Source organism: Streptomyces viridosporus T7A (assembly GCF_008704515.1).
Lineage (GTDB): Bacteria > Actinomycetota > Actinomycetes > Streptomycetales > Streptomycetaceae > Streptomyces > Streptomyces viridosporus.
In genome coordinates this window covers 1,160,426-1,173,257 of the sequence record NZ_CP023700.1, presented here as the reverse complement: position 1 = coordinate 1,173,257, position 12,832 = coordinate 1,160,426, and the positions used below count along the sequence as shown (strand labels likewise).

General features: G+C 74.1%; 16 protein-coding genes. 9 read left to right on the top strand and 7 right to left on the bottom strand.

Translation table 11 applies throughout. The annotated features are described in order from the left end of the window. Window positions 1-12: 12 nt before the first annotated feature. Window positions 13-363, bottom strand: a complete 351-nt coding sequence (locus tag CP969_RS05535; protein WP_004991937.1) for a DUF488 domain-containing protein — start codon at window positions 361-363, stop codon at window positions 13-15. A gap of 132 nt (window positions 364-495) precedes the next feature. Between CP969_RS05535 and CP969_RS05530 the strand changes: the two genes are divergently transcribed. Next, entirely contained in the window at window positions 496-945 is a 450-nt protein-coding gene (locus CP969_RS05530) for a DUF6098 family protein (RefSeq protein WP_004991938.1), read from the top strand. A gap of 64 nt (window positions 946-1,009) precedes the next feature. Here CP969_RS05530 and CP969_RS05525 read toward each other — a convergent pair whose 3' ends face one another. After that, window positions 1,010-1,261 carry a WhiB family transcriptional regulator gene (locus CP969_RS05525; protein WP_004991940.1) on the bottom strand — a complete coding sequence of 84 codons (252 nt, stop codon included), beginning with the start codon at window positions 1,259-1,261 and terminating at the stop codon, window positions 1,010-1,012. 105 nt (window positions 1,262-1,366) lie between these two features. Then, on the bottom strand, window positions 1,367-2,587 hold the full coding sequence (locus CP969_RS05520; RefSeq protein WP_026085396.1) for a saccharopine dehydrogenase family protein: 1,221 nt from the start codon (window positions 2,585-2,587) through the stop codon (window positions 1,367-1,369). Between the two features lie 186 nt (window positions 2,588-2,773). Here CP969_RS05520 and CP969_RS05515 point away from each other — a divergent pair, with 186 nt between their 5' ends. Continuing rightward, the gene (locus tag CP969_RS05515; protein WP_004991947.1) at window positions 2,774-3,535 is read left to right on the top strand and encodes a TetR/AcrR family transcriptional regulator; all 762 of its coding nucleotides are present in this window, start codon (window positions 2,774-2,776) and stop codon (window positions 3,533-3,535) included. Here the strand turns inward: CP969_RS05515 and CP969_RS05510 are convergent. Next, window positions 3,532-4,428 (bottom strand): LysR family transcriptional regulator ArgP, encoded by an 897-nt coding sequence (locus CP969_RS05510; RefSeq protein WP_016827544.1) that lies wholly within the window; start codon window positions 4,426-4,428, stop codon window positions 3,532-3,534. The genes CP969_RS05515 and CP969_RS05510 overlap by 4 nt on opposite strands. A gap of 70 nt (window positions 4,429-4,498) precedes the next feature. On the opposite strand from CP969_RS05510, the gene CP969_RS05505 reads away from it, so the two are divergent. Then, window positions 4,499-5,116, top strand: coding sequence for a LysE/ArgO family amino acid transporter (locus CP969_RS05505; protein WP_004991953.1), 618 nt, complete (start codon window positions 4,499-4,501; stop codon window positions 5,114-5,116). A 94-nt stretch (window positions 5,117-5,210) separates the two neighbouring features. Continuing rightward, window positions 5,211-6,509, top strand: a complete 1,299-nt coding sequence (locus CP969_RS05500) for an MFS transporter (RefSeq protein WP_026085398.1) — start codon at window positions 5,211-5,213, stop codon at window positions 6,507-6,509. A 40-nt stretch (window positions 6,510-6,549) separates the two neighbouring features. Here the strand turns inward: CP969_RS05500 and CP969_RS05495 are convergent, their stop codons facing one another. From CP969_RS05495 to CP969_RS05485, 3 genes are all read right to left on the bottom strand, one after another. Further along, window positions 6,550-7,005 (bottom strand): cyclic nucleotide-binding domain-containing protein, encoded by a 456-nt coding sequence (locus CP969_RS05495; protein ID WP_004991956.1) that lies wholly within the window; start codon window positions 7,003-7,005, stop codon window positions 6,550-6,552. A 353-nt stretch (window positions 7,006-7,358) separates the two neighbouring features. After that, window positions 7,359-8,843, bottom strand: coding sequence for an aminotransferase class I/II-fold pyridoxal phosphate-dependent enzyme (locus CP969_RS05490; protein WP_016827546.1), 1,485 nt, complete (start codon window positions 8,841-8,843; stop codon window positions 7,359-7,361). A 70-nt stretch (window positions 8,844-8,913) separates the two neighbouring features. Continuing rightward, window positions 8,914-9,135 carry a hypothetical protein gene (locus CP969_RS05485; protein WP_016827547.1) on the bottom strand — a complete coding sequence of 74 codons (222 nt, stop codon included), beginning with the start codon at window positions 9,133-9,135 and terminating at the stop codon, window positions 8,914-8,916. Between the two features lie 256 nt (window positions 9,136-9,391). Here CP969_RS05485 and CP969_RS05480 point away from each other — a divergent pair, with 256 nt between their 5' ends. From CP969_RS05480 to CP969_RS05460, 5 genes are all read left to right on the top strand, one after another. After that, complete coding sequence (locus CP969_RS05480) at window positions 9,392-9,835, top strand: ATP-binding protein (RefSeq protein WP_004991962.1); 444 nt, start codon at window positions 9,392-9,394, stop codon at window positions 9,833-9,835. Between the two features lie 227 nt (window positions 9,836-10,062). Then, the gene (locus tag CP969_RS05475; protein ID WP_004991963.1) at window positions 10,063-10,926 is read left to right on the top strand and encodes a SigB/SigF/SigG family RNA polymerase sigma factor; all 864 of its coding nucleotides are present in this window, start codon (window positions 10,063-10,065) and stop codon (window positions 10,924-10,926) included. 114 nt (window positions 10,927-11,040) lie between these two features. After that, window positions 11,041-11,334, top strand: coding sequence for a DUF5133 domain-containing protein (locus CP969_RS05470; RefSeq protein WP_016827549.1), 294 nt, complete (start codon window positions 11,041-11,043; stop codon window positions 11,332-11,334). 157 nt (window positions 11,335-11,491) lie between these two features. Further along, window positions 11,492-12,334, top strand: a complete 843-nt coding sequence (locus tag CP969_RS05465; protein ID WP_026085399.1) for a DUF1206 domain-containing protein — start codon at window positions 11,492-11,494, stop codon at window positions 12,332-12,334. A 61-nt stretch (window positions 12,335-12,395) separates the two neighbouring features. Further along, a complete protein-coding gene (locus CP969_RS05460) occupies window positions 12,396-12,824 on the top strand; it encodes a hypothetical protein (RefSeq protein WP_004991967.1) in 429 nt (142 codons plus the stop codon). The last annotated feature ends 8 nt before the right edge of the window (window positions 12,825-12,832 follow it).

Below are 12,832 nucleotides of genomic sequence, written 5' to 3'. Positions count from 1 at the left end.
GCGGCCCGCCCCTCAGTCCTCGAGGAGGCGGGCCAGCACCTCGGCGTGGCTGCGTTCCGGCGTCCTGGACGCGGTCAGCAGCGTCACGGGGCCCTTCCCGGCGAGTTCGCGCACCCGGTCCAGGAGTCCGGCGGCCTCGGGAGCGGCCAGCTCCGCCTCGTAGCGCCCGCGGAACTCCTCGTACGTCCCCTCGCCCGCGTGGTACCAGCGGCGCAGCTCGGTCGATGGGGTCAGCCCCTTGGGCCACTCGTCCACCCGCGCCGCCTCCTTCGTCAGACCGCGCGGCCACAGCCGGTCGACCAGGACGCGGACCCCGTCGTCCGGTTCGGGCGGTTCGTGGACTCGGCGCACCCGCACGCTCATGGTTCGGCTCCTTCCGGTGGTGTTTCGCGAGCGTACTGCGGTGTACCCGGCGGCGCGCGGACGGACGCCCGTGGCGGAAGAGTCGATTCCGTTTCTGCTGGGCGGGTACTGCGTCGTGGAGGGAGGTCGCCGATGGGCACAGCGGACGGCATGCCGGTCGTCAGGACCCTTGCCGAACTCACCGCTCTGGTCGAGCGGGACCGCGGACTGTACGTGCGCTGGTCCCGCGGCCCGGCGACCGACCTGCCCGCCGTGACGAGCACCGACGAGCTCACCGGCGTGTCCATGCCCGGCCTGTCCGCGAACCCGCTCGACGTGGAGCGGTGGTGGCAGGACCGGCCGGTGGGGCTGTGGGTGGCCCGACGGCTGCACGACTACGCGCACCTGCCGCGGGACAAGGGCCCCGGCGTGCGGCCCTGGGTGCTCGAGGGCCGGGAGAACGGCCGCGGCCCCGACAACGAACCGCTGGTCACGGACGTCCGCCCGGTGTGCTGGATCGACCCCTCGGTGATCGACGAGGCGAAGACGGAAGTGGCCCGCCAGGAGGGTCCCTGGGGGCCACTGCGCCGGACCGGCGGCTGAGGGAGAGCCCGCGCGGCCGGCCCCGGACGATGCCGAGGGGCCGCGGGAAGGCCCGGAGGCGGGGTCAACCCGAAGAGCGCCGTGCGGTGATACGCCGCTTGAGCGCACGCCGCTCCGTCTCGCTCGTGCCGCCCCACACTCCGATGGACTGCCCCGTGTCCAGCGCCCACTGGAGGCACTGCTCCCGGACGGGACAGCGTCGGCACACCGCCTTGGCCTGCTCCGTCTGCAGCAGGGCCGGTCCGGAGGTGCCGATCGGGAAGAAGAGGTCCGGGTCCTCGGTCCTGCAGGCCGCGCGGTTTCGCCAGTTTTCCATCGAAAGTCACCTGCGATCGGAGTGGATGCGCACCCTTGGGGGTGCCTTGCTCCTTTTCGGGTGACCTGTCGGCACACGGTGAAACAGCGGAACGGGTGCGGCACGTCACTGCTCGCGCATGCCCCAGGGGGAGCCGTAGGCGGTCAGCAGGTCCAGGAACGGCCCGGCGGGGAACGCCTCCGGACCGAGGACGCCCGCGCCGGACCAGGCGCCCGTGGCGAGCAGTTCGAGGGCCACGACCGGGTTGACGGCGGTCTGCCACACCACGGCCTGGCAGCCGTACTCCGCCATGGACCACTCGTTGTCGACCACGTGGTACAGGTACACCTCCCGCGGCGCCCCGTCCTTCACCCCCCGCACCCAGGTGCCCGCACAGGTCTTGCCGCGCATCCGGTCGCCCAGCGCCGCCGGGTCGGGCAGGCAGGCGGCGACCACGTCCCTGGGGGAGACCTCCACCGGCCCCTCGGGCCCGGGGACGGTCACCGGCGCGGTGCGGTCGAGACCCAGCAGGTGCAGCGTCCTGAGGGTGTCGATGAACTCCCGGCCCAGGCCGTACTTGAAGGTGACGCGGCGCGCGTCGACCCAGCGCGGGACGAGCAGCACCTCCTCGTGCTCGACGTTCACGCACTCCACCGGGCCGATGCCCTCGGGGAAGTCGAAGACCTCCGGCTCGCTGAAGGGTTCGGTGGTGAACCAGCCGCGCTCCGCCTCGTAGACCACGGGCGGGTTGAGGCACTCCTCGATGGTGGTCCAGATACTGAAGGACGGCGCGAAGGCGTAGCCGTCCACGGTGAGGTTCGCACCGTCGCGGACACCGATCTCCTCGATGGTGTCGAAGAGTTCGTCGGCGGCGTACCGGGCGAAGACGTCCGACAGGCCGGGCTCCACCCCCATGCCGACCAGCGCCAGCGCGCCCGCCTCGGCCCACTCCCCGGCCTGCGCGAACTGCTCGTCGCCGAGCTTCACCCCGCACTCCTCGTACGGCCGCTCGGGATGCGGCCGGGACAGGGACATCGCCATGTCGACATAGGTGGCGCCGGCGCCGCGCGCGGCCCGGAACAGCGGCATCACGAACCGGGGGTCGGTGGCGTTGAGCAGGACGTCGCAGCCGTGCCGCTCGAGCAGCGCCGTCACCTGCGCCTCGTCGCCGGCGTCCACGCGCTCGGCGCGGAAGCGGGCGCCGTCCGGGCCGAGGGCCGCGACCGCCGCCTCGGCCCGGGCCGGGTCGTGGTCGGCCACGACCATCCGGTCGAAGAACGGCCGCCGGGCCGCGATCCGGGTGATCGCGGTGCCCACTCCGCCCGCTCCCACGAGCAGTACGCGCATGACGAGCACTCCCTTTCTTCTCGGGTTCGTCTTGGTTCGTGTCGATTCGTTCAGGTCCGTCTCGGTTCCGTCAGGTCCGTCCTCGTGGACGGCAGACGGGACGGGGTCCCTGGCCGGAGATACAACGCCGTGCGCCGACGTAAGGTCAATGGCGTTGGCATAAGAGCCCGGCGGGAGGAGACGGCGATGCCGAAACGCGTGGTCCCGGAGGAGCGGCGGCGCCGCCGCAGGCCGACGAAGAGCGGCCGGGTCCTGTCCGAGGCGCTGATCGTCGAGACCGCGCTGCGGCTGCTGCGCGAGCACGGCGGCGCGGGGCTGACCGCCCGCCGGCTGGGCCTCGCCCTGGACTGCGACCCGAGCACCCTGTACCGCTACTTCCGCGGCATGGACGAGCTGACCCTCGCCCTCGGCGACGCGCTCATCGGCCGGGCGCTGCGCGGCTGGCGCCCGACCGGGCGGTGGCGTGCCGACCTGCGGGCCGTAGGGCTGCGCATCCACGCGGCCTACCTGTCCCACCCGCAGGCGGCCGTCCTCACCGCGAACCGGGTCTCCGGCCGCGCGAACGAACTGGCCGCCGACGAGGCGGTGCTGGACGTGCTCCGCTCCGCGGGCTTCCCCCTGCCGGAGACGGTCCGCGTCTACCACGCCTTCATCGACACCACGCTGGCCTTCGCCGCCCTCGACGCCGCGTCCCTGGCCCTGCCCGGCGCCGCGCAGCGCGCCGACGAGGAGATGTGGCGCTCGACCTACGCCCGCCTCCCCGCCGCCACCCACCCCCGCATCGCCGAAGCGGCGCCGCTCCTGGCCACCCGCATGGTCACCAGCGCCTACCCGACGGCGCTGGAGATGCTCCTGGACAGCGCCGAGGCCCGGCTCGCGTCCCCGGGGAAGACCCCCGATCCCCCCTCTCCTCCCCGATCCCGCCCGGCCCCGCCCGGCACCCCCTAGTCCCGCAGGGCCCGCGACGCCGCCGCCGCGACCGCGTCGGCCACCGCCGCCAGGGCGGGGGAGTCCAGCTTCCACTGCTGCCAGTACAGGGAGGCGTCGACCGCGCGGTCCGGGGCGAAGACCACGAGCCGGCCGGTGCCCAGCAGCGGGCCGGCCTGGGCCTCCGGAACCATGCCCCAGCCCAGGCCCGCGGCGACGGACTCGACGAAACCCTCGGACGTCGGGACGTAGTGCCGCCACGGGCCGGCCTTGGCGCGTCCGCGCGTGAGCCGGCGGACGAAGCCGTCCTGGAAGTCGTCCCGCCGGTCGAACACCACCACGGGCGCCCGCGGCAGCACCTCCCGCAGCGATCCGGCGAGATGCCGTGCGGCGAACTCCGGGTGCGCCACGGGGAGGTAGCGCATCCGCCCCAGATGCCGCACGGAGCAGCCCGGCACCGGGTCCGGCGACGAGGTCACCGCGGCCATCACCGTCCCCTCCCGCAGCAGGGCCGCCGTGTGGGCCTCGTCCTCCCGGCGCAGTTCGAAGCAGAGCCGCGCCTCGGGCGGCACGTCGGTCAGGGCCCCGAGGAACCAGGTCGCCAGCGAGTCCGCGTTCACCGCGATCGACACCCGGGTCGGCTCGCCGGCCCCGCTCACCCCCAGCTCGGCGTAGGCGTCCCGCTCCAGCCGGGCCACCTGGCGGGCCAGCCGCACCAGCACCTCGCCCGACTCGGTCGGCCGCACCGGTTTGGTGCGCAGCAGCAGCACCCGCCCCGTGCGCTGCTCCAGCGCCTTCACCCGCTGGCTGACCGCCGAGGGCGTCACATGGAGCGCGGCGGCCGCCGCGTCGAACGTCCCCTCGTCCACCACGGCGAGCAGGGTCCGCACCTGGTCCAGGGGAAGGTCTGCCATCACGAGGACTAAGGTTACGTAAGAATCATTAGCTGTACTGCACAAGGGTTCCGCCCGTAGCGTCCCCGTCATGACCAGCACCCTGACCACCGCCGCCGCGGGCTTCGGCACCGGCCTCTCCCTCATCGTCGCCATCGGCGCCCAGAACGCCTTCGTCCTGCGCCAGGGCATCCGGCGTGACGCCGTGCCCGCCGTCGTCGGCATCTGCGCGCTGTCCGACGCGGCGCTCATCGCCCTGGGGGTCGGCGGGGTCGGCGCGGTGGTCGTGGCGTGGCCCGGCGCGCTGACGGCGGTCGGCTGGATCGGCGGCCTGTTCCTGCTCTGCTACGGCGCCCTGGCCGCCCGCCGGGTCGTCCGGCCGGCCGGTACCGGACTGGAGACGGCGGGCGAACCGGCGCGGTCGCGCCGCCGGGCCGTGCTCACCTGCCTCGCGATGACCTGGCTCAACCCGCACGTCTACCTCGACACGGTGTTCCTGCTGGGCTCGGTCGCCGCCGACCACGGCCCGCTGCGCTGGACCTTCGGCCTCGGCGCGGCGCTGGCCAGCGTCTGCTGGTTCGCCGCGCTCGGGTTCGGCGCCCGCCTGCTGAGCCGCTTCCTGGCCCGGCCGGCCGCCTGGCGCGTCCTGGACGCCCTGGTCGCCACCACCATGATCGTCCTCGGGGTCACCCTCCTCGCCGGAAGCTGAGCCTGCCCGGGTCCCGGGGCCGGGGATCCGGGAAGATCCGCTGCTGCGACACTGAACCCCGGCCAAGAAGATGTATGCACCAACCAGGACGGTCGTGGACACCAGCGAGAGCAGCAGTGGACCCCGGGCGGACGGCCCGGCACCTCCGGCACCCCCGCGCCGCGGATGGCGCCGCTGGGCGATGGACACCCGCCCCCTGCGCCGCCCGGCCTACCGCCGGCTGTGGGCGTCCACCGCCGTCACGGCGGTCGGCAGCCAGCTCACGGCGGTCGCCGTGCCCAAGCAGATCTACGACATCACCGGCTCCTCCGCCTGGGTCGGCACCGCGAGCCTGGCCGGACTGCTGCCGCTGATCGTCTTCGCGCTGTGGGGCGGGGCGATCGCCGACAGCATGGACCGCCGCACGCTGCTGCTGATCACCAACACCGGCATCGCCGTCACCTCGCTGCTGTTCTGGGTCCAGGCGGTCGCCGGGCTCGAGTCCGTGGCCGTGCTGATGGTCCTGCTCGCGGTGCAGCAGGCGTTCTGGGGACTGAACGCACCGGCGCGCAGCGCCAGCATCGCCCGCCTGGTCCCCGAGGACGAGCTGCCGGCCGCCAACGCCCTCGGCTCCACCGTCATGCAGACCGGCCAGGTGGCCGGGCCGCTGCTCGCCGGTGCGCTCATCCCCGTCGTCGGCCTGCCCGAGCTGTACCTCATCGACGCCCTGGCCCTGTGCGCCACGGTGTGGGCCGTGTACCGCCTGCCCGCCCTGCCGCCGCTCACCGCGCGGGTGGCGCGCCGCGCGGGCGTCCGGGAGATCGTGGAGGGCTTCCGGTACATCTCCGGGCACGCGGTGCTGCTGCTGTCCTTCCTCGCCGACATCGTCGCCATGGTCCTCGGCATGCCCCGCGCCCTGTTCCCCCAGCTCGCCGCCGAGACCTTCGCCCCGTACGGCGAGGGCTTCGCGCTGGGGCTGCTGTTCGCCGCGATACCCATCGGCGCGGTGGTCGGCGGGCTGCTCTCCGGCACGTACTCCCGGGCCCGCCGGCACGGCTGGATGGTCATCGGGTCGGTGGTGGTCTGGGGCGCCGCCGTCGCGGGGTCCGGGCTGAGCGGCAACCTGTGGCTGGCGGTGGCCTTCCTCGCCGTCGCCGGGATCGCCGACATGGTCTCGATGGTGTTCCGCGGGGCGATCCTGCTGTCCGCCGCGACCGACGAGATGCGCGGCCGGATGCAGGGCGTCTTCACCGTCGTCGTGGCGGGCGGCCCCCGGCTCGCCGACGTCCTGCACGGCACCGCGGGCTCGGCCTTCGGCCCCCGGACGGCCGTGGCCGGCGGCGGGATCCTGGTCGTCGTCGTGATGCTCGCCCTGGCCGCCGCGATGCCGGCGCTGCGCCGCTACCGGGTGTGAGGCGGCCCGGGCCCGCCCGGCGGTCCGTGCCGGGCGGGCCCTACAGCGCGCTCCGCCGGTGCATCGTGTACTGCTCCAGCAGCTGACCCCGGGTCATCTCCAGCCGGTGGGCGAGGATCTCGGCGATCCCGCGCACCAGGGTCAGCCCGAGCCGCGGATCCTCCTCGCACAGCCGGAGCACGGCCGCCGCGTCGAACTCGTAGGTGCGCACCGGGCTGAAGGCCACGGCGCCGAAGTCCCACCGGTAGGGCGGGAACAGCCAGGACCAGCCCAGCAGGTCGCCCACGCCGAGGCCGGCCACCGTCACCCGGTGCAGGTGGTTCACCTGCTGGTCCAGGGACACCGCGCCGGAGCGGATGACCCAGAAGCGGTCGGCGGTGCCTCCCGCCTCGAAGATCCGGGCGTCCTCGGGGAACGACGCCTCCCGGGCGAGCGCCGTCAGCCGCTGCCGCTGCGGGGGAGGCAGGACGGTCAGGAGTTTGATCGCTTTGGTCATGGGACGGGGCTCCTCGCCGGGCATCGGTTCCGGTGCTTTCCCTACGCCCATTTCAGCCGCCGACGCCGTACGGGGCACCTCGGCGGACGAAGGTTCCGCCGCCGGACCGGGACCGGCCGTCCCGCCGGCCCCCGGCCGCACCGCGCGTCCACCGCGCCGGGCATGAAGAAGCCCTGGCTGGACGGGGGAAACCAGCCAGGGCCGCAAGCGGTGGCGCACGGAGGACCGGACGTCGACTCCGTCACCACGTATGGGTGAACGATAAACCATTTTCGGGGTTCCGGGACATGGGAACCGGGTCGGGTGACCCGTTTCACCCCGCTGCCGTCCCGCGCCCCGGTGCTCGCGGTGTGCTAGGCGTTCGCGGCGTCCTCGGCGACGACCCGGAACGTCTCCAGCTCGGGGTCCGTCGGGTCCGGCAGGTTCATGCCGCCGGCCAGCCCCGTGCGCAGATAGCGCAGCACCGGTTCGGTGAGCCGCTCGCCCGGCAGGACGGCCGGGATCCCGGGCGGGTACGGCGTGATCATCTCCGCCGCGACCCGTTCGGCGGCCTCGCTCACCGGCACGTCCTCGGCGGGCCCGAAGAACGCGTCCCGCGGCAGCAGGGCCTGCTCCATCCGCAGCTCACCGGGGGACGGCACCTCCACCCGCGGCGCCTCGGGCAGATCCCGGGCGGCCCGTGCCAGGTCCCGCAGCGCCGAGAGCAGTTCGCCGGCCGTCTCCCGGTCGTCGCCCAGGGTGATCTGCGCCCCGATGCGGCGGTGGTCGACGAGGTGCATGTCGACACCTCGGTGCTCGCGCAGCCAGTCCGCCGCCCGGTACCCCGTGATCCCGAGGCCGTCGACGTCGATGATGCCGGGCAGCGGGTCGAAGTCGTCCGCCAGACCGGGGCCGCAGAAGTCGTCGCGGTCGTTGACGTGCATCCCGTCGATCTCCTCGACGGCGGCCCGGACCTCGGCCGCGAGATCGAGCGTGGCGCCCAGCAGTTCCTTGCCGCGCAGCGCCATCTGCCGCCGCCAGCCGTCCAGCCCCGCGTGGATCAGCACCGACGGGCTGGTGGTGTCCAGCAGGTCCGCGCGGATCCCCAGCAGCGCCGGCGTCACCAGATCGCCCCGCAGATGGAAGACGGACCCCTGCTCCAGGCCGCTGCCCATCTTGTGGATGCTGGTCACGCAGATGTCGGCGCCCGCGTCCATCGCCCAGGACGGCAGGTCGGGGTGGAAGGGCAGGTGCGCGCCCCACGCCTCGTCCACGATCAGCGGACGCGAACGCCGGTGGCACACCTCGGCGATCGACCGCAGGTCCGCGCAGGCGCCGTAGGGCGTCGGACTGGTGACGAGCGCGCCGCGCGCCTCCGGGTGGGCGTCGAAGGCCCGCTCGAAGTCCTCGGCCGACGGCGGATGGGCGAGGTGCCGCTCCGCGTCCCAGCGCGGTTCCACCCACACGGGCTCGATCCCGGACAGGATCAGCCCCGCCACCACCGACTTGTGGGCGTCCCGCCCGATCAGCAGCTTCTCGTGCGGACCCGCGACCGCCAGCATCGCCGCCTTGACCGACAGCGAACTGCCGCAGGTGCTGAAGAAGGTGTGGTCCGCGTGCACCGCGTCGGCCATCAGCTCCTGGGCCCGCTCCAGCACCTGGCCCCGGGTGAGCCGGTCGTCCAGACCACCCGAGGCCAGTACGTCCCCCAGGAACACCGCGTCCCCGAGCACCGCGCGCACCGCGGGATCGGCACCACGGGCCTGCTTGTGCCCCGGCGGCGTGAACGCCAGCCGCCCCTTGCGGTGATAGTCCTCCAGAGCTTCCAGAACCGGTGCCCGGCTGTGATCGACAGTCATGCTCCCTCGGGTGCCCGGCCCGGCCCGCGGCAATCGGCCCGGCCCCGGCACGCCCCGCGCGACCGCCCGGTCAGCCCCGTGCCGGATGCCTGCCCGGCGTCAGGATCTCGTCCAGCACCCGCAGCACGACCTCGTAGGCCGTCCTGCGCACCTCGGCGTCGCGCGCCATGCCCGGATCCGTCCGTCCGGCCTCCTCGCTCCTGGCCCGCCACGCCCGTTCCTCCTGCGCCGCGCAGGCCCGCGCCCGCTGGATGCGCCGCAGCAGTTCGTCGGAGTCCACCACATCGGTCATGCACTCCGCGTACCCCCGTGCGCCGTCCGGATGGCAGGCAACCGGGAAACAGCCGGGAGGTTTGTCCGCATCTGGACAGGTGAGCCGAAACAGGAGACCCGCGGTGTCCGAGGACGGGGACCACCCCCGCGACCGCGGACGGGGCACCAGCAGCACCCGCGTGCCCCGCCGGAGGCCGGGCAGCCGATCCGGCTGCCGCGTCCGTCGGCCGGCCTTTCACCTCAGCCTGTCTCGTCACCGACCAGGGAGCCACAGGATGTGTGAGGAGCACATGACCGAATCCGTTTTCGAGCCGCCCGGTGTGCGCCGGGCCGGACCGTCCTGCCCGCGCCGGCCCGCCGAGGTGCGCGAAGCCGTCGAACGGGCCGTGGCCGAGCGCTGCCGCGCCACCCGCACGCCCTGCGACAGCCACGCGCTCGCGGACGCGCTGCTCGTCGCCTCCGAGCTCACCACCAACGCGATCCTGCACGGGGGCGGCGTCACCGACTTCCAGGTCGACGTCAGCGGTCCCGCCGTGCGCCTGTCGGTGAGCGACCGCAGCGACGAACTGCCCGCCCCCCTGCCGGTGGCCGACCCGCAGGGACGCCGTCGGCCCGGCGGCCACGGCTGGCCCATCGTCTGCCGGCTGTCCCGCGACGTCCGGGTGTCCGACCTCCCCGCGGGCGGCAAGTGCATCACCGCCGTGGTGCCCCTGTTCTGAGGCCGTCCCGCGCGCCGAAGCCCGAACCCTTCCGGGCGCCGACCGGGCCCCCGCGGATTGTGCGACGAAGCGGAGTTTGTTCCACCGGGGCCAGGGCAATCGGAGTTCGTGCTTCGGACCGGAGGCGCGCCAGCGGGAGTGGTATGGCCTGCTGCGGACCCTCCAGGCGTCCCGGCGGCGACCGCCCCGCGGTAGATCCCTGAAACCACCGTTCGGGAGCGAACCGCATGCTCATTGACACGTCCACCCCCCACCCCGCAACCCCCCGCACGACGGCCGCCCCGCCCCGCCGGCGGCACGACGACGCCCCCGACACCACTGATCTCTTCACCCGACTGGCCTCCCTGGAGGACGGCCCCGAGCGGGACGCCGTGCGCGACGAGCTCGTCACCGCGTGGCTGCCCATGGCCCACCGCATCGCCGGCCGCTTCCGCGACCGGGGCGAGTCCATCGAGGACCTGCGCCAGGTGGCCGCCCTGGGACTGGTCAAGGCCATCGACCGGTTCGACCCGGGCCGCGGAGCCTTCGAGAGCTACGCCGTCCCCACCATCACCGGAGAGGTCAAACGGCACTTCAGGGACCGGATGTGGGCCCTGCGCGTGCCCCGCCGGGTGCAGGAACTGCGCAACAAGGTGCGGGTGGCCCGGCGCGAACTCACCCAGAACCCGGGCAGCCCCGAGCCCTCCGTGGCCGACATCGCGGCCCACACCGGGCTGACCGAGGAGGAGGTCGGCGCCGGCATGGAGGCGCTGGAGAGCTTCAGCACCCTGTCGCTGGACGCCGAACTGTCGGCCGACGACGACGGCTACAGCCTCGCCGACACCCTCGGCGCCTCCGACGCGTCCTACGACATCGTGATCGACCGCGAATCCGCCAAGGAAGGCCTGCGCCGCCTGCCGGAGCGCGAGCGCGCCATCCTCTACATGCGGTTCTTCGAGGACATGACCCAGAGCCGCATCGCCGACCGGCTGGGCATCTCCCAGATGCACGTCTCCCGTCTCATCAGCCGCAGCTGCGCCCGGGTGCGCGCCGAGGCGATGGGACAGCGCACGGGCCGCCGCGGCACCGGCGGCCACTCGGCGACGGCGTGAACGCGCCCGGCCGGACCAGAACACGGACCAGAACGCCCCGTACCAGAGCACTCCGGACCGGAGCGCCCGCCTGAGCGCCCTGGACCAGAACGTCCCGGACCAGAAAGCGAGACCATGCTGAAGCCCCACCCCACCGTGCTGCGCCGGCTCGTCCAGGAGTACGAGGCCCGGCTCCGGTCCGGGACCGCGCCGGACGCCGATGGCCCGCGCCTGAGCGACCTGGCGTACACCCTGTGCGTGTCGACCGGCACCCGTGACGTGGAGGACGCCCTGAGGACCGCGCACCGCTGGCTGGCGGCAGCCCCGGCGCCGGTGCCCGCCCCGTCCGCCGGGCCGGGCGCGCTCGTGCCGCCGCCCGAGCGGCACCGGCGGGACACCACCGCGGCGGGCGCACCGGCTCCCGCGTAGACCCGCGCCGGGACGGCGTCGACGGCCGCCCCCACCCCACGGGTGGGGGCGGCCGTCCGCGTGTCCCCGCCGGTACGGCCCGCAGGTCCGGGCGGCACCACCGCCCCGGCCGCGTGTGTGCGCACGAAGCCGGGGCATCCGGAGCCCGGGAGGACGGATGAATACGCGTGCGATGGCATGGAGGGGGCGGGCCGGGGCCCGGCGGGCGGCGAACGGCTCGGTCAGGGAGGGCGCCGCGAGGGCGGGACTCACCGCCCAGGGCGTGATCTACCTGCTGGTCGGTGTACTGGCGTTGCGCATCGCCTTCGGCGACGGACAGCGGCAGGCGGACAGCGGCGGCGCCGTGGCCGAACTCGCCGGCAAGCCGTTCGGCGCGGCGCTGCTGTGGGCGCTGGGCATCGGGCTCGTCGGCATGGCCCTGTGGCGGCTCACCGAGGCGCTCTTCGGCTCCGCCGACCGCAACGGCCGCAGCGCGCGCAAGCGGCTGCTGGCGGCCGCGCGCTGTGTGTTCTACACGTTCGTCGCCTCCTCGGTGCTGGCCTTCGCCGTGGACCGCGGCAACGGGAGCGGGAGCGGATCGAGCGACCGCCGGTCCCGGGACCTCACCGCCCGGGTCATGGAGCTGCCCGCGGGGCAGTGGCTGGTGGGCCTGGCCGGAGCCGTCGTCGTCGGCATCGGGGTGTGGGGCGGTGTGCAGGCGGTCCGCCGCAAGTACCACGGGCAACTGAAGCTCGGCGAGCTGGGCGCCGGTGCCCGCCGGCTGGTCGACGTGACCGGCGTGGGCGGCGGTGCGGCCCGCGGCCTGGTGTTCGCCGCGGCCGGCGTCTTCGCCGTCCGCGCGGCGGTCACCTACGAGCCCGACCGCGCCAAGGGCATGGACGACACCCTCCGCAGCTTCGCCGACACCCCGCTCGGCCCGTGGCTGCTGGTCGGCGTCTCCGCGGGACTGGTGCTGTTCGGGGTGTTCTCCTTCGCCCTGGCCCGCTGGCGGCGGGTCTGACCGCAGCACGCGTACCGGCCCGCCCCCGTATGACCGGCCGCATGCGGGGAACACGTAGCGGATGAGCGAATCCGAGATTCCCCCGGAAGGCCGACCCGTGGACGTCTACCTCGACCTCCTGCGCGTCCGGATGGACACCGAGGACTACCGGCTTCTGCTCCGTGTGGTGGAGCCGGTGCTCCAGGCGATCGAGGAGCACCGGCTGTCCGGCCTGGACCTCGCGCTGGAGAGCGGGGACGACGAACTCCCCCAGGAGATCCGCGACGAGGCCGCCCTGGTCATCGCCACCGCCGTCACCGGCCGCCTGGACAACGAGGTGGTCGAGCTGGAGGTCGACGAGACCGGGCCGGTCCGGGTGGTCACCGACGCGGACACCGCCGCCGACCCGTCCCGCCTCGGCGAGATCGCCGACTACATCAGGGACCGGCACCGGCAGAACGAGGAACTGCGCGGCATCGCCGAGGCCAGCGGGCTGCCCAGCGACTTCTGAGCGGTTCC